The organism is Candidatus Alcyoniella australis, assembly GCA_030765605.1.
Classification (GTDB): Bacteria; Lernaellota; Lernaellaia; order JAVCCG01; family Alcyoniellaceae; genus Alcyoniella; species Alcyoniella australis.
The window spans coordinates 1-19,352 of record JAVCCG010000141.1; the positions used below are offsets into that span (position 1 = coordinate 1).

Sequence of the window (19,352 nt, forward strand, 5' to 3'; positions counted from 1 at the left end):
TATTTGGGCTCGCGGATAATGGGATTGTCCTTTGAGCCGGACTGGAACGCCGGCCTGGGGCAGGACGGCGCTCACTTCGGCAGCAGCGTCTCCACGGCCGGCGACGTGAACGGCGACGGGTACGATGACGTGATCGTGGGCGCGCCGGATTACAGCAGGGGCCCGCAGCAGGATGATGAGGGCGGCGCTTTTGTCTATCACGGCACCTTCTTCGGCTGCGAGATCGACGGCGAGCACTACGGGCCGGGCGAGGCGAACCCGGACAACGTCTGCCTGTTGTGCGAACCGGACCAATCACAGGACCAGTGGTCGTACAACGACGGCTCGGCCTGCGACGACGGCCTGTTTTGCAACGGCGAAGATGCCTGCCTAGAAGGAGATTGCCAGGAGCATGCGGGCGACCCGTGTGAGACTCAGGACGAAGTCTGCAACGAACAGACCGACGCTTGCGATGATGCGGACAACGACCAGGGAGATGATGACGATGATTCGTCGTGCTGCGGTTGACGTGCTGATGAACAGGGCCGCGCTGCTGGCGATCGCCTGCTCGCTGTTGGTGCTGTGCGCGGCGTGCGGCCATGACGACCATGACGACGATGACGACCAGGGGGAAGACCCGGAGGGAGACGTGGTCAGCGACCCGCAACAGGGTCTGATGTGGCAAATCAAGCCGACCGCCGACTATCTTGACTGGCAGCAGGCCGAGGAATACTGCGCGAGCCTCAGCTACGCGGGCTACGGCAACTGGCGCCTGCCCACAATTTCCGAGTTACGCAGTCTGATCCGCGGATGCCTGGATACAGAATCGGGTGGAGCATGTCGCGTTGAGGACGACTGCCTGGGGTACGATTGCGCAAACGAGGGGTGCGATGGTTGCTTGTATGGCAACGGACCGGCCGATGGCTGCTACTGGCCGGCCGCGCTGGTCGGCGATTGTTTCTTCTATTGGACCAGCTCGGAGGTCGAGGACTACGAGGTCCGCGTCTGGACCGTCTACTTCAACGAGGCGTTTATCTCGCCCAATCCCAAGGTCAGCACCTGCGATTATTATGGAGCCACGCGCTGCGTGCGCTCCCTGTGATTGGCGGCCGGTATTCTCAGACGTCGATGTTGTTATCGTCGATGTCGATGATCCCCTGCTTGACCATGATCCTATCCGCGTAATGCTTTTTCAGCTTGAGCACAACGGCCTTTCTCACCTGCGGTAACAGCAGCAGCAGGCCCACGCTGTCGGTGATGAATCCCGGGGTGATCAGGGTCAGGGCCGAGGCCAATACCAGCACGCCCTCGAGGATCGCGTCACCGGGCAGTTGCCCGGACTTGATCTGCGACTGGAAGTCGGCGTAGACCCGCAAACCCTCGCGTCGCGCCAGTACGGCGCCGACCCAGGCGGTGCAGACCACGATCAGGATCGTGGTCATCGCGCCGATACGGCCGCCGACCTGGATCAACACCACCAGCTCGGCAAGCGGCAGCAGCGTAAACAGCAAAAATAATCGTCCCAAGGCGACCTCCGCGAACCTTGTACCCCAGGGTCAATGTTGAGACAAGCCTCTGGCACACGTCCGGTGGATCGGGTAACAATGTCGGCTCCCTCGAACCCACGGAGGTTGTCTTGGGCAGATTGAGCATATTGACGATCCTGTTGTTGATCGTAGCGACTGCGCCCGCTGTTGCCGATGACTTCGACCCGTACCTCAACGGCAAGGCCGAGGACTATCAGCAGTGGATCGAGAACTGGTGGCACACCGGCGATCTGGGCGGGCTGACCACCGTGGCCTTGTTCAGCGACGAGACCTACACCGACGTCACCTGGCTGCACAACCAGGGCGACAGCATGATCTGGACCGGGATGTACCTCGCGGCCGAATCCCAGCGCTACATCATCACCCAGGACCCTGCGGCCCGCGAGGAGGTGATCCGTATTGTCGGGTACATGCACGACGCAATGCAGATCACCGATACGCCGGGCTACATCCCGCGCTACGCTGCGCACGATTCGTGGCCCTGGAACTGCAACTTCCCGGACGATCACGGCTGGAAGGTGCACGGCAGCGGCGAGTGGGAGGACTACTTCTGGGTCCACCAGACCAGCCGCGATCAATACAGCGGCTACTGGTACGGCATGACCTGGGCCTACCAGGCGTTGGGCGACGAGGACCACGACGTGCGGCAGATCATCCGCGAGGACCTTGCATCTGTGGTGCAGATGCTCGAGGAGAACCAGTGGAACATCCGCGATGAGAACGGCGAATACACGGGCAACAACGCAGCATGGATAGGGCCGCTCAAACGTTTGGCCTGGCTGGTGCAAGCAGCCTACGTGATCGACGAGCCGTACTACTGGGAGCTGCTCGACCTGCAGTTCGATCTCAACAAGCCCTATTTGCCCGTGGACGTCAGCGCGTTTCTCAACCGCTACCAGGAGTACTACGGCAACAACCTGCGGCACCTGGACTTCCAGGCGATCTTCCGCCTGTGGCCGATGGACTCGCGCCTGTATCACTTCTGGGAGCTGTGGCAGAACTACAACCGGCCGTGGGTCGAGGGGACCTACAATCCGTGGTTCGACGCAGTGCACGTCACCGGCTGCCTGCGGCTAGGCCATTGCGACGAGGCCGAACTGCAACAGATTGAGGACGACACGCTGCTGACACTCAACCAGTATTGGGATCCGCCGGACTACAAGCGCGCCATCACCTGCTCGGAGATGGAGCTCGATCCGCTCTCCGTGTTGCTTGCGCAGTTGACCGAGATTTTCCCGTTTCTCGAAGGCCTGATTCGCATCGAGCCCCAGACCCGCGACGCTCGTCAGCTCAACGACCGGCACTGGACCGATATGTACTGGCAGAGCTCGGGCGTGTTCCAGGCCGCATGCAGCCATCCCGAGGATCGCAACCTGGTGGGTTCGGGATTTGATTACCTGCTGGCCTACTGGGTCAATGTCTACTACGGCGTGTTGCCCGGAGAGGGGCCCTACGATGACGACGACGACGTGCCTGATGACGACGATGATGATGTGTCCGACGATGACGAGGAAGACGATGACCAAGCTGGCGATGACGACGATGACCGCGATGCAAAGTGCTGCGGTTGAATTTTGATAAGAGGAAATATTTCCGGCGCTGTGCTATAGAATTCTGAAGACACCGCCCGCTCGATCAGATCAAGTTAAGGAGGCCCGATGTCCCGTATCAGCCTGTTCAAGTTGCTGCCGTTGCTGTGCGTGGCGCTGTTGCTCACGCTGTGCATTGCCTGCGAATCAGGCGACGATGACGACGACGACCAGGCGCCTCCCGATGCCGTGAGCAGCGCCAGCCCGGACGTAGTGTCGGCCCAACTGGGCGGCATGCACTCGGGGTGGGGCAACGCCGACTGCGCCGGGTGCCATGGACAGATGCACTACGATGGTTTTCTCGACGGCGAGTGCGTGACCTGCCACGGTTCCAACGGCGCGCCGTTGCGGCCCGCCGGACACGCCCTTGACCAATGCTCGAGCTGCCACGCGGGGAGCCATGCGGCGCTCAATTTCGTGGACGAACGCCACTGCACGGCCTGCCACAAGTTCGACCCGCAGATCCAGTGCCCGGCAGAGCAAGACGTCGACGTGGTGGTGATCGGCGCGGGCGGCGGCGGCGTGGCTGCCGCGGCAGCCCTGGCGCTGGCCGGGATGGACGTGGTGCTGATCGAGAAGCACTACAAGGTCGGCGGTTACATGACCACCTTCCAGCGCGACGGCTACACCTTCGAGGCTTCGCTGCACGCCATGAGCGGCCTGGGCGAGGGCGGCTCGACCCGCGCGATGTTCGAGGACCTGGACATCATGCATCGCATAAATCCGATTTTGTGCGACCCGACCTACCGCGCGGTCTTTCCCGGAGTCGACGTGCTGGTGCCCGGAGACATCTGGGAGTATCGCAAGCTGCTGATCGAGAGCTATCCCGACGAGGAAGACGGGATCGTCGAGCTGTTCGAGGACATGCGCCGTTGCAGCAGGGCGCTACAAGAGCTGATGGCCTTGGGCGATGGCGTAACCATCGAAGAGATTTTTAAGCTGGTCAACGATCTGCCCTACGCGATCAATCTGCTGCGCTACATGGACATGCCGCTGGCCGAGATGGTCGGCCAGTACATTAACGATCCTGAGCTGGTCGGACTGTTCGAACAATTAGTAACCTACATCGGCCTGGGCCCCTCCGAGCTGCAGGCGCTGTACTTCGTTACGATGTGGGGCGGCTACCACCTCGAGGGCTTCTACTATTTCGAGGGTGGGTCGGCCACCATCACCGAGGGGCTGGCGCAGGTGTTCCTTGAGAACGGCGGCAGCCTGCGGCTGAACACCACCGCTACCAAGATTGTGATCCAGGACGGCCGCGCGGTGCAGGTGCAGACCGCGGACGACGCTTGCTACAACACGCGCTACGTGGTCTCCAACGCCAACGCTTGGTCCACACTGCTGGGCATGGTCGGCGAGGAATATCTCCCCGCCGATTACGTGCAGAAGCTCAAGGGCATGACCCTGGGCGTGGCCACGCTGCAGGTTTTCATGGGCGTGGATTACGATTACAACGACCTGTTCCAGGGCTCGCACGAGCTGATGGTCAACGAGTCCAACGATATGGACGTTAACTTCCAGTATTCCTCCAGCGGTGATCTGGAAAACACGTTCTTCATTATCTCCAACTACTCCAAGGTCGATCCGGGCTTCGCGCCCGAGGGTAAGAGCTCGATCTCGCTCACGACCTATCTGCCCTACGACATCGACCAACGCTGGGGATTCGACGAGGGCTACGAGGAGTACCTGGAGTACCGCGAGAACGTGGCGCAGGTGTTGATCGCACGCGCAGAGGAATATTTGCCCGGACTGTCTGAACACATCGAGGTCTTGGAGATCGGCACGCCGGTGACCAACGAGCTGTTCAGTTTCAACCCGGCGGGCACGATCCTGGGTTGGGCCAATACCGTGGACCAGGGCACGTTGCGCAGGCTGCAGCAGCAGACACCGATCGAGAACCTCTATCTTGCCGGCGCCTATACTTTCCCCGGCGGCGGGCAGTCCGCAGTGCTCAGCTCGGGCCAGACCGCGGCATCGATGATCCTCGAGGCTGAGGCGGATCAATAATCGATCAATAGACCAAGCCCTTTTCTTTAGATCGGCTGCGGGAGGAGCGCATCTTTCCGCGTTGTTGCTGAACAAATCAAATTAGAAAATCGGAATGTCGAGCGAATACATGACGCATGTCATGTTTACCGTGTGGGTATCGTTTTATCTTTATTCTCGATGGATTGAAACTATTCGCCCACGCCGATCAAAGCGACGCGGCAAACCGGAGCATAAATCATGAGCGCTGAAATACAGACACAATTGGACGAACTCAAGGCTGCGGTGGCTCAGACCGGGACCGGCCAGCAGAACAAGCTGTCGATGGTCGTCTTTTCCGGCGATCTGGATAAACTGATGGCGGCGATGATCATCGCCACGGGCGCGGCGGCCATGGGCATGCAGGTCGTGCAGTTCTTCACATTCTGGGGAACGACCGCCCTGCGCAAGCCCCAGGGCAAGGTGCGCGGCAAGGACCTGATGTCCAAGATGTTCGGCATGCTGCTCCCCAAGGGGCGCAACAAAACGAAACTCTCGCAGATGAACATGGCCGGCATGGGCACCGCGATGATGAAGGACCTGATGAAGAAGAAGAACGCGCCGAGCCTCGACCAGCTGTTCGAGATGGCGGCGATGCTCGGCATCAAGATCAAGGTCTGCGAAATGTCGATGGACCTGATGGGCTTCAAGCGCGAGGAGATCATCGAATACCCCGATCTGGACTACTGCGGGGTGGCCACGTTCCTCGCCGAGGCCAAAGATTCAAAAATCCAGCTTTTCATCTAATTCGCAAGGAGCCGAGAGATGCCAGATTATGCAGTAACCAAGACGGTAGATTACAAGGGCCTGCCCTGTCCGATGCCCGTGGTCAAGATCAGCCAGGATATCAGCTCGGTCCAGACCGGCGAGGTGATCGAGGTGCTGACCACCGATCCGGGATCGCTTTCCGATTTCCCGGCCTGGGCCCAGACCACCGGGCACGAGATAGTCGAGACCAAGCAAGAGGCCGGGATGATCCGCATCTTTGTCAAGCGCCTGAAATAGACCGCGGGCGAGCCGACGATGATCGACAAGCTCTTCTATTTTGTGACCGTCCCGATGGTTTACCTGGCGGTGGCCTGGGCGATCGTCGGTATAATCATCCGCGCGGTCCAGATCTGGCGCAGACCGCGGCACCCGTTCACGCTCAAGGTCTTTGAGCAGCGCAGCACGCTGCTTGGCCGCATGCCGCTGATCGGAGCGATCGTCGACGTCTTTACCATGCCCACGGTGCGCAAACATCAGCCGCTGTTCTGGGTCTTTCTCGGACTGTTCCATCTGGCGCTGCTGGCGCTGCTCGTTGCGCACCTGGACCTGCTGCCGCAGATCAACATCATGCCTACCGGGTCCAAGCACATGCTGGGATACGGCGGCGTGGGCGTGGTGCTGACCGTGTCCGTGCTGTACTTCATGTGGCGCAGGTTCCGCAGCCCGGTACGCGAGATCAGCGTGCCCGCCGACTACCTGCTGCTGCTGTTGCTGTTCCTGATCTTTATCACCGGCGACACGATTAGTTGGGCCAACTCCTGGAACAGCGGCGGGTTCGTGATCGGCAAGCCCGAGTTTGCGGCCTACCTCGATGGTCTGGTCAAGTTCACGTTCGACAATCCGCGCGACGTGCTCTACGGCTCGCACTACGTGGTGGTGGTACTCCACGTGCTGTTGGCCAACCTGCTGTTGCTGCTGCTGCCTTTTAGCAAGGTGATGCACTTCTTCTTCGCGCTGCCGATGAACAAGCTTCGCAGGGGATGACCATGGAAGACGACCAGAGACAGGAACTGCTGAAGCTGTTCCGCGAGCGGCTGACCTCCGCGGTGCGGATGTACATGGAGAACTGCACGCGTTGTGGCCTGTGCATCGAGGCCTGCCACGCCTATGCCTCGTCGCCCGAGACCCGCTACAGCGCGGTTGGCCGCGCACAGAACATCCGCCGACTGTTCGACCGCTACTTCAAGCTCAGCGGCAAGCTGGCCCCGGCGCTGAACGAGGCGATCGATCTGGACGACGGTTGGCTGGACAAGATCTACGAGACGGCCTACACCTGCACCGGCTGCCGCCGCTGCATGACCTATTGCCCGTTCGGTATCGATACCCAGACGATCCAGGGCATTGCCAAGATGCTGCTGATCGGCTCGGACAAAGAGCCCAAGGTGCTGAGCATGCTCTCGGACATGTCGATCGCCAAAGGCCAGAACATCGAGCAGACCAAGCAGACCTTTGCCCAGGCCGTGCACAATCTCGAGTCCGAGGTGCTCGATATGTGGCGCAGCGAAGGCGGGCAAGAGGCCGTGCCGCTGGACGTGATGGGCGCCAACGTGCTCTACGTGGCGCTGGCCGGCAAACACTCGATGATTCCCGCGGCAGCGATTATGAACGCGGCGCAGGAGAAGTGGTCGCTGTCCTACTTCGAGGCGGTCAACTTCGGCGCGTTCGTGGGCAACCCTCAGAAGACCCGTGAGATCTCGCAGCGGATTATCGACGAGGCCGTGCGCCTGGGCGTCAAAGAGGTGGCGATCTGCGAGTGCGGCACTGCCTACCGCGTGATGAAACAACAGATGGGCGAGCTGCCCTTCGAGGTGATCTCGTTCGTCGAGCTGATGGCGCGCTATTTGCGCGAGGGGCGGATCAAGGTCGATCGCAGCAAGATCGAGGGACGGCTGACCTACCACGACCCGTGTCAGATCGCGCGCAACGGCGGAATCTACGAGGATCCGCGCTACATCATTGAACAGCTCACCGGCGAGTTCGTCGAGATGCAGCCCAACCGCGCAGCCAACTGGTGTTGCGGCGGGGGCGGAGGCCTGGTGGCGATGGGCGAAAAGGACTTCCGCATGAAATCGGCAAAGGTCAAGGCCGACCAAGTGCGCGATACCGGCGCCAAGGTGCTGGCCACTGCCTGCGAGAACTGCCACACGCAGCTTTCAGACCTCAACGAGCATTATCAGCTGGACGTCAAGGTCGAGTACCTGTCGAACTTGGTGGCCGAGGCGCTGGTTCAGGATTAATTAAAGCTGTTACCAGATGAACGCCTTGCGGAACAGGAACCGTAAGATGTAGGGCACTTGTGTCAGCTTGTTCGGCAGCAGACGTGCGATGCGCCACAGGCGGACCGGCGAGGCGTAAAAACGGATGAACGCCCAGCGCTTAAGCCGGCGGATCTTGTGCTCGGGAACGTCGGTGAGGTTGACAGAAGTCGAGAGCAGGTTGAACTGGTCGAAATCTTCAGGCACCAGTCCGTGGTCGCGCACTGCCAAATCGTACAGCTCGGTATTTTTAAACGGGATCACGCGCAGGAACGTGGCCGAGTGCAGTTTCGATTTCACGGCCAGCCGCACCGTTGATTTCATCTCCTCATAGGTCTCGGTGGGAAATCCGATCATGAACGCGCCGTTGGTCAGCACCCCCAAGTCCGAGGCCGCGGACACAATTTTGAGCACCTTGTCGATATCGAGATCTTTCTTAATGTATTTTTGCAGCCGCGCGCTTCCGGTCTCAAAGGCGAACATGCAGCGGTACATGCCGGCCTGTTTGAGCAATCGCAAGGCCTCAACGTCCATCCGATCGCCGCGCAAACCCGAGGGAAACGACAGCGTAATTCCCAGTTTGCGGCGAATTACTTCGCGCGCGAAATTCTTGGTGCGCTCCAAGTCGAGGTTGAATATGTCGTCCATCACCACGAACTCGCGGATGTTAAAGTCGGCCATCAGGCGCTCGATCAGGGCCAGCACATAGTCGACGCTGTGGTTGCGCAGCCGCTTGCCCAACACGCGGTGGCAGTAGGCGCAGCGGTAGGGGCAGCCGCGCGAGGTGATCAGTGTGGCGTAGCGTTTATTGACGTAGATCACTCCGACTCGCGGTAGGTCGAAGTAACGCTCGACCTGTAGCAGGTCGAAGGCCGGGAAGGGCAGGCTGTCCAGGTCCTCGATGTACGGCTCTTCCGCGGTGTGGATCAACTCGCCGTTGCTGCGGAAGCTCAGGCTGGCGACTCCGTCGAGCTTGCCGCCGCTGTCCAGCGCCGCGATCAGCTGCTCAAAGGCGCGCTCTCCCTCGCCGCGGATCAGATAATCGACGTGTTCGTCGGCCATCACGTCCTCGGGGTAACACGTAGCATGGGTGCCGCCGGCCACGGTGATCGTCTGCGGCAGCTCGGCCTTGATCCGCCCGGCTAGCTGATGCAGCACCGGCGCGTCAAAGGTCATGGCGCTGAAGCCGACCAGATCGGGCGCAATCCGCCGGGCGTGATCGATCACGCTGTCGACGTTGCCCGTGTCCAGCTGCATGTCCAGCAGTTCGACCTGCGCAGCGTTGCGCCCGTTGAGGTACGAGGCGAGGTACATGATCCCCTGCGGATGGGATTTCTCCGCGTGGGGAAAACGGGATGCTGCGTGGACGAGCAGGATTCTCATGGCATCAAGTCAGCGATGGCTGCGCGGCATGCGGCCGATCACCAGACCAGCGCCTTGCGGATCCAGGTCAGGGTCAGCAGCGGCAACAACCGCAACGGATTGGGCAGGGTCTGCAGGATTCTCCACAGCCGCGAGGGCCGTAGGTAGAAGCTCCGATAGGCCTGACGACGTAGACGGCTGAGCGTCTCGTCGGGCATTTGCGACATGTTGATCGCGTCGGACTTGTGGAACTCGTAGTGCTCCATCTCCTGGGGCATCTCGACTCCGGCGTCCAGCGCCATGCGATACAGGTCGGTGCCCCAGTAGGGAATGACGCGGTAGAACGCCGCGGTGTGCAGCCGTGAGCGTCGGGCCAGCTCGAGGGTGGCCAACGCCTCTTGCTCGGTCTCGGTGGGGAATCCGAGCATAAACGTCCCGTGGACCATCACTCCCTGGCGTTGTGTGTAGTCGATGATGTGTAAAATCTTGTCCAGGTCGTTGTTCTTACGAATCATCTTTTGCAAACGCGGAGAGGCGGTCTCCACGGCGTACATGCAACGGAACATGCCGGCCTTTTTAAGCAGCCGCACCGACTCCTCGGTCATGATGTCGCCGCGCATGCCGATCGGGAAATGCAGTTTGATGTCGAGTTTGCGTTCGATGATCAGCTCGGCGATGCGGTTGATTCGCTTGGGGTAGAGATTAACCATGTCGTCCATGATCACGAACTCACCGACCCCGTATTCGCGTACCAGCGATTGCATCTCATTGACGACGTTCTCCGGGCTGCGCACGCGGTTATGTTTGCCCAGGATGTTGTGACAGTAGGCGCAGCGGTAGGGGCAGCCGCGCGATGTGACCATCGCCGCGTAGCGCTTGTGCGAGAAAATCACGCCGCAACGCTGGATCTTGTAGTAGCCCTCGATATCGATCAGGTCGAAGGCCGGAAAGGGCAGGCTGTCCAGGTCTTCGATGTAGGGCGCGGGCTCGTGCTGCACCGTCTGGCCATCGCGGCGATAGAGGATGCTCGGCACGTCTTGCAGCTCGCGTTCGCCGCGTAGATGCTCGACCAGCGCCCCGAGGGCCAGTTCGCCCTCGTTGGGAATCAGGTAGTCGCAGTCGGTCTCGTCCAACGTGCGTTCCGGGCAGTTGGTGGCGTGGGCTCCGCCGATCACCAGCGGCACGTCGGGGAATTCGCGCCTGATTGCTTGGGTCAGGGACTGGATTGCCCTGGCGTCGGGACTCATTCCGCTGATGCCGATCAGTTCGGGGCCGAACTCCCGAGCCGCCTGGATCACCGGCTCGACGCGTTTGATCCGCAGCTGCATATCGAACAGCTTGACCTCGCAGCCGTAGCGTTCGCGCAAATACGATGCAAGGTACATGATCCCCAACGGCATGCTGCGTTCAACGTCCGGCGTATAGACTGCCGCCTGTGCTAAGAAGACTTTCATGGCCGGGATTATAGCAACGCGCCTGCGGACCTTGAAAGCGTGTGCACAACTTTCCATGGGTGTAAGTTGCGGATTTGCCTTGGTTGATGTTTGCCAGTATACAAGGCTTTGACCGATGTCGCAGACTCAGCGAAACAATGATACGCCCGCTACGACAGTAGGGCGCAGAGCGCTGGCAGCCCATTTGACGGTAGCCGCGCTGACATTGAGCTATGCCATTTGTTTCGCTGTGCTCAAGTGCCTGAAGCTGCGCAACGGTGAGTGGTCGACCATCGATGTTGCGAACAACCTCTATTGGTTCGACCTGATTCTCTCGCCGTGGTGGCGGGAAATGACGTTCGAGCAGTTTAGCTATTTCCTGACCGGGATCGTGATCCAGCCGATAAGTCTGTTGGTCGGTCTGCTCTGCAAATTGCTGCGCACGCCCTATGTTCTGCCGGTGTTGCAGGCACTTTCGATTGCGGCCTGCATCCCGTTGCTTTACGCCGTCGCACTACGCCGGTTGGGGTCGCCGTGGCAGGCGTTGGTAGTGGCCGCGGCCTTTGCGCTCAATCCTTACATCAACACCGAGACGATGTTCGGCTTCCGTTGGGACGCCTTGGCCTTGCCGCTGATGATCGCCCTGGTTTTAGCCAGGCAGCTTAACAATCGGCGGCTGTTCTGGGCTGTGTTGGTGCTCGGCTGCGCCTGCAAATTAAATATCCTGCTGATCAACGGCATCTATTGCGCTATAGCCTATCGCCGCAGCGGACTGTCGTACTTGCGGCGCGGCGTCTGGGTCTGCGCGATCTGGTTCGTCGCCGCGCTGAGTGCGAGCACGCTGATCAAGCTCTACGCGCCGAACCTGATATTCGACCAAACCCCGCCGGCGATGCTCAGCGCAAATTTGCTCGGACCGTTGGCCGACGATCCGTCCATGCTCTGGCCGGTACTGGGCGATTTCTTTGGTTCCGGCGCCTGGCTGTGGCTGCCCGAGTATCTGCTGCCGCTGCTGTTTCTGCCGCTGGCCGCTCCAGCTGCGCTGCTGCCGGTGCTCGTGGAGTTCGGATACGTGTTGCTGTTCTCGCTGGGACTGGAGCAGATGCCCGGACTCAATATTCTGCACGAGCTGATGCTCGATAAGGGATATCTGTTCATCTATCCGGCGGTGTTTTTAGTCGGGTACCTGCACCTGGCTTCAATCGAGGCAATAGCGAGCCTAAGACAGCGCTATGGCGTGCGCCGCATACATGCGTTGGCCGGTCTGTGGCTCGTCATGGCCCTGGCCACGCACTGGTTTTTAACGCCGTCGATTTTTGGCCCGGTTCCGCTGACAGACAAGTTCAACCTGGACTACTACAGGATGTCGGATCATCAGCGTACAGCGTTGGCAGCTTTCGAAAGTTTCCCCAAAGACCTCCAGCCGCTGCTCTCCAGCACGTTCTGCGAACGTCCCGACGGATACCCGGTTCGTGATTACATCGCTGAATGGCTGCCGGCTGAGTATCACGAATTTAACGTTGTGCTCGTCGATCTCTACGCTTTCGAGTTCGCCATCAGCCGCCAACGGCTAATCGACAAGCTGTTGTTCCTCACGGTCTCGCACCCGCGAATGGGCGTCACCTATTTCGAGGACGGAATCATCGAAATGCGAATGGGCGCGCCGAGGACTCGCAATCGCGAGGTTGCACAGTTCATCGCCGAGAACCTTCCGCTGTTGCTGCACAACCTACCCAATCCCTATACCGACGGAGGCCAGATCGATCTCGGGCCTGGGGCTGAGCGCAGATTCTACTCGCCGACCCAGTTGACGTCCGCGGATCGGCAGCGCCTGGGATTATAAGGACGCTACTTTCAGCCGTATCCGCGGATATTTTTTATGAATAGTTTGACGAGCAGCGGCAGCATCAGCAGCTTGTTGGGTAGGCGGCTGATCAGCGAGAGCATCCGTAATGGATTGCCGTAAAACTGAAAGTAGGCGTTGCGCGAAATGCGGTTGACCGTCTCGAGCGGCTCCGCGCTGAGATTGACGTTGCTTTCCCACAGCGACATGGTGCTGCTCGAATCGGGTAGCTCGATCCCCATCCGCTTGGCGATCTCGAACAGCTCGCAACCCTTGTAAGGCGTGGCGCGGTACAGCCCGATGGTGTGCAGCGGCGAGCGGCGGATGTAGCGGACCGTGTCGCGCATCTCCTGCTCGGTCTCGGTCGGAAGGCCGAGCATCACAGCGCCGTGCAACAGCATGCCAAGTTTGTGGGCCGTGTGCATCGCGCGTTCGAGCTTGGGAAAATCGACGTTTTTGTTGATCAGCTTTTGCAGCCGAGGCGTGGCGGTCTCAATGGCGAACATGATGCGGTAGGTGCCGGCGCGTCGTAAAAGCACGAGCGTCTCATCGTCGAGCACATCGCCGCGAATGCCGGTGGGGAAGGTGATGGCGATCTTCAGCCCGCGCTCCAAAATCATCTCGCAGATTTTATGTACCCGCTCGCGGATCAGATTGAACGAATCGTCGGCGATCACGATCTCGCGCACGCCGTAATCGCAATAGAGCCGTTCGATCTCGTCCACGACGTTGCCGGCGCTGCGCGGGCGATAGCGGCGTCCCATGTTGTGATGACAGTAGGCGCAGTCGTAGGGGCAGCCGCGCGAGGTGAGCATCAGCATGTACTCGCGCCGCGCGGCGATCACCCCCAGCCTGGGATAGCGGTAGTAGGCCTGCATGTCGATCAGGTCCCAGGCCGGGAAGGGCAGGGAGTCCAGATCCTCGATCGGTTCGCGCGGGGCGGTGCGTTCCGGGCCGTTGGGACCGCGGACGACGCAGCCTGCAATCGCGGACAGCGGGGAGTCCGATCCCCAGGCGTCGATCAACTCAAGCAGCGTGCGCTCGCCTTCGCCGATCACGGCCGCGTCGATTTGCGGACCTTGCGCGAGAGTTTCGTCCGGATAGTTGGTGGCATGGCTGCCGCCGACGAAGATCGGCAGGTCGGGCCGCTCCTCGCGCGCCATGGCCGCAAGGCGATACATCACCGGCGATTCGGGGCTGTGCGAGGAGATGCCCAGTACGTCCGGTTTGAAATCGCGCAGTACTGGTCGAGCACGTTCGGGTTCGCAATCGTCAAAGGTGCGCAAATCGAAGATCCGCGGTTGGTGGCCGCGTGCACGCAGGGTCGATGCCAGGTACATCAGCCCCAGCGGCTGAGTGCGTTCGATGCGCCAGCGATGAGTTGCAGCCTGCAACAGCAGGACCTTGGCCATTACGCTCTCCTTGGAGTTCCTAATTGCGTGCAGTTTTACACGAGGCTCGATCGGAGTCCATGGCCTTGACCACGGACAAGCTTTGCCCGGGCACGATCTCAACTCCGGAGAAAGTCGTGGGTTAAAGTGTTCTGATATGCACAGCACTGCTGTACGACCCACCTGGCCGGCATTCCACAACAAGATACGATCCATGCCCCGGACGTGCCGTACCTGCCGCACCCGGCAGCGATCCAGCGATGTGGGCGAAGTGCTGTCCAGCGGCGGATATAATCGCTGATAAGCTGTAAATCAATCATGGTTTTACATTAAACTGCGATATCGCTGTTGGAAGCTGAATACCGTATCGAGCTGGTGGTCGCGATGAGCAATCTAATAATAAGACTTATCAAACAGTGGCGGATGCGCTATTCATTTTCAGAGGCGATTTTTCTGTTACTCGCCGTACTGCCGATTCTGGCCTGGATCGAAAACGCGTTACGTCGCGGCGGATCGCTGAGTTGGATCGACGACTACCTGCTGGAGCTGGTCGCCATTAGCGGGCCGATTTCCACTGCAGTCCTGATGGATCCGTGGCTGTTGACGGCGTTCTTTTCTCTAATGGCGCTGGTGTCCCTGGTTATCGGCCTGCGTAATTATTTCAAGACAAGGTCGCTCGATGTCGCCTTGCGAGCGGTATTTCGTTTTCTGTTCCGTACGGCATTGGTGATCTGGATTCTGATGGCACTCTCGTGCTGGGCCTATCTGAGCTGCTGGTATACCGGGTTAAGCGCAATTGCCGGGATTGTGTTGCTCGGCGTGTACATTGCCATGCGAATCCTCAACAGTCGACTTCGTAAAAAAATGCTGCTGATCTGTTCGAGTCTGGGGCTGACGTTGTTCCTTTTAATCAACACAGCGTGGTTCTACCTGGCCCCGCAGGTGAGTCAACGCGCTATCTATACTGAGGCCGCCTACGACGTGGAGGAGCTCGACGGCAGGTACTACATAACATCCCACGAGGAAAAGCAGCTTGTGATTGTCTCCCAGGGCGATGTCCATTTGGTGGACAGCACTATTCGTCCGCAACGGTTGGACATCCACCAGGCATCAGGGACGGTTTACGCGGCCAACTTCTGCGCCATGCCGCACAGGTCCCTTAGCGCGATTAATGGGTACGAGGACAAGACGATACAAATTAGTAACTGTAGGTTCGCGGTCTACGCGGCGGTAGATGATCCACGCGAGCAAGTGTTGGTGGTCTGCGAACACAGTTGCAGCGCGCATCTGTATTCGATCGAGCGCTCTGCTGTTATTCAGGAATGGGAGCTGCCATGCCTGCCGGACGCCACCGCCGTCGACCGCCAACGGGCTCGGGGCTACGTCACAAGCGAGATCATCTCACCGACATTGAGCGTGCTTGAACTGACCGGCGAATACAAGCAGAGCGAGCGGTTTATCGGCCTGATCTCTTGGGACGTTATCGTGGACGAGCAGACGGGCAACGTCTTCATCTCGCGCGCGTTCCAGGGAGAAGTTGTGGTCTTCGACGAGAATCTGAACCTGCTAAAAAGGATCAGAGTCGGAGGAGGTCCGCGCGATATGGCAATTGACGAAGCACGCCGCCTGCTGTTGGTGGGCAATTACTTCAGCGGCACGCTCTCGCTGATCGATCTGGATCGGCTGAGGGCTATCGGCAATCTGTCGGTGGGCGACAGACGCTGGAGCATGCGACTGGTCGAGTTCCGCATCGATGTTATCAAGGCGCTGTTCCGCAGGCTGCGCGGAGTGTCTGTCTCGACCGAAGGAAAATGGCTGATCGCCGATGCCACCGGCGTGTGGGAGATTGAAGCCGAAGAGGCGTTGCACAGCATTGATCGAGCCCGAGGGGATTGACGTGCCCCGCAGCAGGATCGCGGCTTGCGGTAAATGAGCGGGTCGCGGCAAAACACCCGAAGTTATCCGCTTAGATTCTCCGAGCTTATTTTCTTAAGTCTGGTGGCGCTGCATCTGATCGCCGAGCTCGAGCATATACTCCGAAGCGGCCCACAGATCGGGTTCGTTGATGGCACGTTGCTCGAGGCGGTTGTCGTTGCCGGTCCGCTGTTGGTCGCGTTGCTTTGCGATGATCAAGCGCGGATCTTGTTCCTGGGTATTGTCGCGCTGGTTGCGCTGTTGGTCGTTGCTAGAAGCGTGTACGCGGGCCGCAGAGGGCCAGCCGAATTGCTGCGTTTGATCTGGACGATCGCAGTCCGGATCGTCCTGGCACTGTGGATCGCAGTGGCCGTGGGCTGTTGGACTTTTCTAGTGTGTCGCCACAACTTCTACGGCGCGGCAGCGTCGCTGGCGGCGCTGACCATATTCGGGCTGCTCAGGCGTCGGGCAGAATTCGTAGCCCGCCGGATGTTGTTGATCAGCTCGACTCTTGGGCTGCTGTTCTTTATCGGGTTGAATCCAACGCTGTACTACAGCGCCCAACAGATCGAGCAGAGCCCGATATTCAGCGAGTCGTCCTACGATGCCGAGTATCTGCAGGGAAATTATTTTATCGCCTCGGCACAGCGTCGCGAGGTCGTGATCCTGGAGGGCGAAGTCGAGCGAGCGGTAGAAAACACCTGGCTTACTCAGCGAATGGTGGTCGATCCTGACGGGGAAACGGTCTTTGCTGTGAACTACTGTAAACGACCGGGCATGTGCATTACAGCCATTGGAAACGGCCAGACTCGCCAGATTCCGATCGAGGGCTGCGATATGCCGGTATCTGCACAGTTCGACCGCAAGACGCGGGAATTGGTCGTCGTTTGCGAGCACAGTTGCAGCGTGCACCTGCTGGACCCCCAGCAGGGAGTCCAACGCCATCACTGGAACGTGGGCTGCCTGCCCGACTCGGTGGCAGTGGACAGCGTCCGCCGTCGCGCCTATGTCAGTGCCGAGGTGATGACCGTATTTTTAACAATGCTCCAACTCGATGGACAGCGCGACGCGCAACGCCGATACGCCGGACTTGTCAACTGGGACGTCAAGGTCGACGAGACTACGGGGAGGATTTTTGTAGCCCGCGGCATTCAGGGCGAGGTGGCTGTGTTCGATTCGGAACTGCGGCTGCTCAAACTGATCCGCGTGGGGTCCGGCCCGCGCGACATGGAGATTGATCAGCAACGTCGGCTGTTGCTCGTGGGCAATTATTTCAGCGGCACGCTGTCGCTGATCGACATCGACCGGCTGGAGTTGGTGCTGCACGGCGCCGTGGGTAAGCGTGGAGTGGCTCAAGACAGGTTCGAGCTTCTACTTCCTCTCGATCAACTGCTACTGCGAAAATTGCGAGGGGTAAGCGTTACATCGCAGGGTAAGTGGTTGATCGCAGACATTACCGGCGTGTGGGAGATCGACCCCGATCAAGTTCTGCCCCGCCAATACGATTCGTCAGCTACTGAGATATGAGCTGAAGGCGACAAGTTCGGACAGCCCGCCCTCGACCTTGACCCGGCCCGTGGCCAGGGCCGTTGCCGGCGAGAGGTCGCCGATGACGAACGCTTTGAAGTTGGGCTCGGTGGCAATGAACTTCAGGTCGAATTCGTCCGATAGCCCACGACGAAGCTCTCCCACGCCGCGGCGAATTATAAACGTGTACTGTTCGCCCGTGTCCAAGAACTCAAAGCAGATCGTTTTATATACTTGGGCGGTTTTCTCCGGCCGCAGACGTTCGGGGAAGGTGCGCAGGATCACCTCGGCCGGCAGATCGCGCACGGTTTGGGCGTCGATTTTCGGAGAACCAGGGGCTTTGAAATCGCCGCGCAGCTCGAGAGCCGAGCTGAGCAGATAGCAGCGGGCATTGGTGTTGTGCTCCTGCAAGCCAAGCTGCCACAGCGCCTCGGCCTTGGCCTTGCGGGCTGCGCTGTTGTCAGGTTCCGCAGCTAGTAAGATGTCGGCAAGCTGCGCGGTCCACTGAAAGTCGCCGGCGTCAAGCGAAAGTTCGATTTGCTCGATCAACGCCGCGGATCCGCCGAGCAGCGGCAACAATCTTTCCGCGCTTTGGCTCGGATGCAGACGTCCCAGGTTGGTCGGATTGCCGTCGAACCAACCCAAGTACCCGTCGTAAATCCCGCGCACCGACCAGGAGACTTTGCCGTAGATCTGCGCCAAGTACGGGTCGTTTGCCAAATGCGGCGGCAGCGCGATGTCGCGCGCCATGTCATCGGGGGATCTGCCGAGGTTCGCCATACGGATCACCGAGTCGTGGACAAAGCTGATGGCGTCGCGGTACACGGTGAGCGTCCGCGCAATCCGCTCGCGTCCGGCCAGCGGCGAGGTGTGACACGGCACCAGATAGTCCGGCTGGAGTGCACGCATCCTGTCCAGCGAATCGATCCAGCCGCGCACCGGTCGCGGGCTGACGCCGCGGGTCGAATACAGATTTGGAAACGCCATATAGATGTTGTCGCCGGGGATCAGGACGCGCTGCTGCGGCAGCCAGACGAAAAGCTGGTCAACGGTCTCGCCCGGCGCCTCGTGCAGCTCAAAGCGCACGCCGCCGATCTCGAGCTGTTTAATCCCGGTGAACGTATCGGTCGGATAAATAATCGGCGGTACCGGGCCCGAGTCGAGTTTGATTCTCGGTCCGATACCGTTGTTCTCGACCAGCTCCGGGGAAAGCGCTTCGCCGAACTGTTTGGATCCGCGGTAACGCAGGGTGGCGCCGAGGCTGGCGAACTGGTCGTTGAGCATTTCCGGCGCACGTAAATGAGCCCAGATCGGCACTCCGGGCTCGTGGAACACGCTGCAACCAAGAACGTGGTCCGGGTGCGTATGGGTGTAGATAATCGCCTTGACCGGTCCGGGTTCGATCCTGTCGAATTCCTCCTTGATCCGTTGTGCCGACTCCACGCTCTCGGTGGTGTCGATGATGACCTTGCCCTGGTCGACAACGACCATGATGCTGTTGGCTAGGCCGTAGCCGATCGCCACATACACGCCGTCGCAGACCTGCTCCACGCGCTCGTCGAAAAGCTGCGTATGGTGTGCGCGCGGCGGCTGGTCAAGGGATGTGAGGGTCGCCGGACGCTGATCGGCGTTGCAGCCGCAAAGCGACGCTGCTACGTACAGCGCCGCTGCTACGATCATCTTCAGACGCATGACACGCTCCATTGATATTGCAAAATC

At 59.8% G+C, this 19,352-nt stretch carries 16 protein-coding genes; 11 read left to right on the forward strand and 5 right to left on the reverse strand.

The annotated features are described in order from the left end of the window. Together P9M14_17015 and P9M14_17020 are read left to right on the forward strand one after the other, a co-directional pair. Positions 1 to 507: integrin alpha (locus tag P9M14_17015; GenBank protein ID MDP8257448.1), on the forward strand; the 507-nt coding region annotated here is incomplete at its 5' end. Next, positions 485 to 1,081 carry a DUF1566 domain-containing protein gene (locus P9M14_17020; GenBank protein ID MDP8257449.1) on the forward strand — a complete coding sequence of 199 codons (597 nt, stop codon included), beginning with the start codon at positions 485 to 487 and terminating at the stop codon, positions 1,079 to 1,081. The genes P9M14_17015 and P9M14_17020, both read left to right, overlap by 23 nt. 16 nt (positions 1,082 to 1,097) lie before the next feature. Here the strand turns inward: P9M14_17020 and P9M14_17025 are convergent, their stop codons facing one another. Next, the gene (locus tag P9M14_17025; protein ID MDP8257450.1) at positions 1,098 to 1,505 is read right to left on the reverse strand and encodes an FxsA family protein; all 408 of its coding nucleotides are present in this window, start codon (positions 1,503 to 1,505) and stop codon (positions 1,098 to 1,100) included. A 110-nt stretch (positions 1,506 to 1,615) separates the two neighbouring features. On the opposite strand from P9M14_17025, the gene P9M14_17030 reads away from it, so the two are divergent. From P9M14_17030 to P9M14_17055, 6 genes are all read left to right on the forward strand, one after another. Further along, positions 1,616 to 3,097 carry a hypothetical protein gene (locus P9M14_17030; protein ID MDP8257451.1) on the forward strand — a complete coding sequence of 494 codons (1,482 nt, stop codon included), beginning with the start codon at positions 1,616 to 1,618 and terminating at the stop codon, positions 3,095 to 3,097. Positions 3,098 to 3,184: 87 nt separating this feature from the next. After that, positions 3,185 to 5,122, forward strand: coding sequence for an FAD-dependent oxidoreductase (locus P9M14_17035; GenBank protein MDP8257452.1), 1,938 nt, complete (start codon positions 3,185 to 3,187; stop codon positions 5,120 to 5,122). 219 nt (positions 5,123 to 5,341) lie between these two features. After that, positions 5,342 to 5,887, forward strand: coding sequence for a DsrE/DsrF/DrsH-like family protein (locus P9M14_17040; GenBank protein MDP8257453.1), 546 nt, complete (start codon positions 5,342 to 5,344; stop codon positions 5,885 to 5,887). A gap of 18 nt (positions 5,888 to 5,905) precedes the next feature. After that, positions 5,906 to 6,145, forward strand: coding sequence for a sulfurtransferase TusA family protein (locus P9M14_17045; GenBank protein MDP8257454.1), 240 nt, complete (start codon positions 5,906 to 5,908; stop codon positions 6,143 to 6,145). Between the two features lie 18 nt (positions 6,146 to 6,163). Beyond that, the gene (locus tag P9M14_17050; GenBank protein MDP8257455.1) at positions 6,164 to 6,892 is read left to right on the forward strand and encodes a respiratory nitrate reductase subunit gamma; all 729 of its coding nucleotides are present in this window, start codon (positions 6,164 to 6,166) and stop codon (positions 6,890 to 6,892) included. A gap of 2 nt (positions 6,893 to 6,894) precedes the next feature. Continuing rightward, a complete protein-coding gene (locus tag P9M14_17055; GenBank protein MDP8257456.1) occupies positions 6,895 to 8,145 on the forward strand; it encodes a (Fe-S)-binding protein in 1,251 nt (416 codons plus the stop codon). Between the two features lie 9 nt (positions 8,146 to 8,154). Here the strand turns inward: P9M14_17055 and P9M14_17060 are convergent, their stop codons facing one another. Beyond that, positions 8,155 to 9,546 carry a radical SAM protein gene (locus P9M14_17060; protein MDP8257457.1) on the reverse strand — a complete coding sequence of 464 codons (1,392 nt, stop codon included), beginning with the start codon at positions 9,544 to 9,546 and terminating at the stop codon, positions 8,155 to 8,157. Positions 9,547 to 9,584: 38 nt separating this feature from the next. Then, positions 9,585 to 10,979, reverse strand: a complete 1,395-nt coding sequence (locus P9M14_17065) for a radical SAM protein (protein MDP8257458.1) — start codon at positions 10,977 to 10,979, stop codon at positions 9,585 to 9,587. A 205-nt stretch (positions 10,980 to 11,184) separates the two neighbouring features. Here P9M14_17065 and P9M14_17070 point away from each other — a divergent pair, with 205 nt between their 5' ends. Next, entirely contained in the window at positions 11,185 to 12,801 is a 1,617-nt protein-coding gene (locus P9M14_17070; protein ID MDP8257459.1) for a DUF2079 domain-containing protein, read from the forward strand. Between the two features lie 11 nt (positions 12,802 to 12,812). Here the strand turns inward: P9M14_17070 and P9M14_17075 are convergent, their stop codons facing one another. Beyond that, positions 12,813 to 14,213 (reverse strand): radical SAM protein, encoded by a 1,401-nt coding sequence (locus P9M14_17075; GenBank protein ID MDP8257460.1) that lies wholly within the window; start codon positions 14,211 to 14,213, stop codon positions 12,813 to 12,815. Between the two features lie 327 nt (positions 14,214 to 14,540). Between P9M14_17075 and P9M14_17080 the strand changes: the two genes are divergently transcribed. Beyond that, positions 14,541 to 16,088: a hypothetical protein gene (locus tag P9M14_17080; protein MDP8257461.1), complete on the forward strand. Its 1,548-nt coding sequence runs from the start codon at positions 14,541 to 14,543 to the stop codon at positions 16,086 to 16,088. Positions 16,089 to 16,190: 102 nt separating this feature from the next. After that, positions 16,191 to 17,633: a hypothetical protein gene (locus P9M14_17085; protein MDP8257462.1), complete on the forward strand. Its 1,443-nt coding sequence runs from the start codon at positions 16,191 to 16,193 to the stop codon at positions 17,631 to 17,633. On the opposite strand, the gene P9M14_17090 is transcribed toward P9M14_17085, so the two are convergent. Continuing rightward, positions 17,616 to 19,325 (reverse strand): alkyl sulfatase dimerization domain-containing protein, encoded by a 1,710-nt coding sequence (locus P9M14_17090; GenBank protein ID MDP8257463.1) that lies wholly within the window; start codon positions 19,323 to 19,325, stop codon positions 17,616 to 17,618. The two genes, P9M14_17085 and P9M14_17090, sit on opposite strands and share 18 nt — an antisense overlap. Between the last annotated feature and the right edge of the window lie 27 nt (positions 19,326 to 19,352).

Coding starts and splice junctions, on each gene's coding strand:
- P9M14_17090 (MDP8257463.1), bottom strand. CDS start 19,325: ATGCGTCTGAAGATGATCGTAGCAGCGGCGCTGTACGTAGCAGCGTCG.
- P9M14_17040 (MDP8257453.1), top strand. CDS start 5,342: ATGAGCGCTGAAATACAGACACAATTGGACGAACTCAAGGCTGCGGTG.
- P9M14_17035 (MDP8257452.1), top strand. CDS start 3,185: ATGTCCCGTATCAGCCTGTTCAAGTTGCTGCCGTTGCTGTGCGTGGCG.
- P9M14_17045 (MDP8257454.1), top strand. CDS start 5,906: ATGCCAGATTATGCAGTAACCAAGACGGTAGATTACAAGGGCCTGCCC.
- P9M14_17075 (MDP8257460.1), bottom strand. CDS start 14,213: ATGGCCAAGGTCCTGCTGTTGCAGGCTGCAACTCATCGCTGGCGCATC.
- P9M14_17060 (MDP8257457.1), bottom strand. CDS start 9,546: ATGAGAATCCTGCTCGTCCACGCAGCATCCCGTTTTCCCCACGCGGAG.
- P9M14_17055 (MDP8257456.1), top strand. CDS start 6,895: ATGGAAGACGACCAGAGACAGGAACTGCTGAAGCTGTTCCGCGAGCGG.
- P9M14_17050 (MDP8257455.1), top strand. CDS start 6,164: ATGATCGACAAGCTCTTCTATTTTGTGACCGTCCCGATGGTTTACCTG.
- P9M14_17020 (MDP8257449.1), top strand. CDS start 485: ATGATTCGTCGTGCTGCGGTTGACGTGCTGATGAACAGGGCCGCGCTG.
- P9M14_17065 (MDP8257458.1), bottom strand. CDS start 10,979: ATGAAAGTCTTCTTAGCACAGGCGGCAGTCTATACGCCGGACGTTGAA.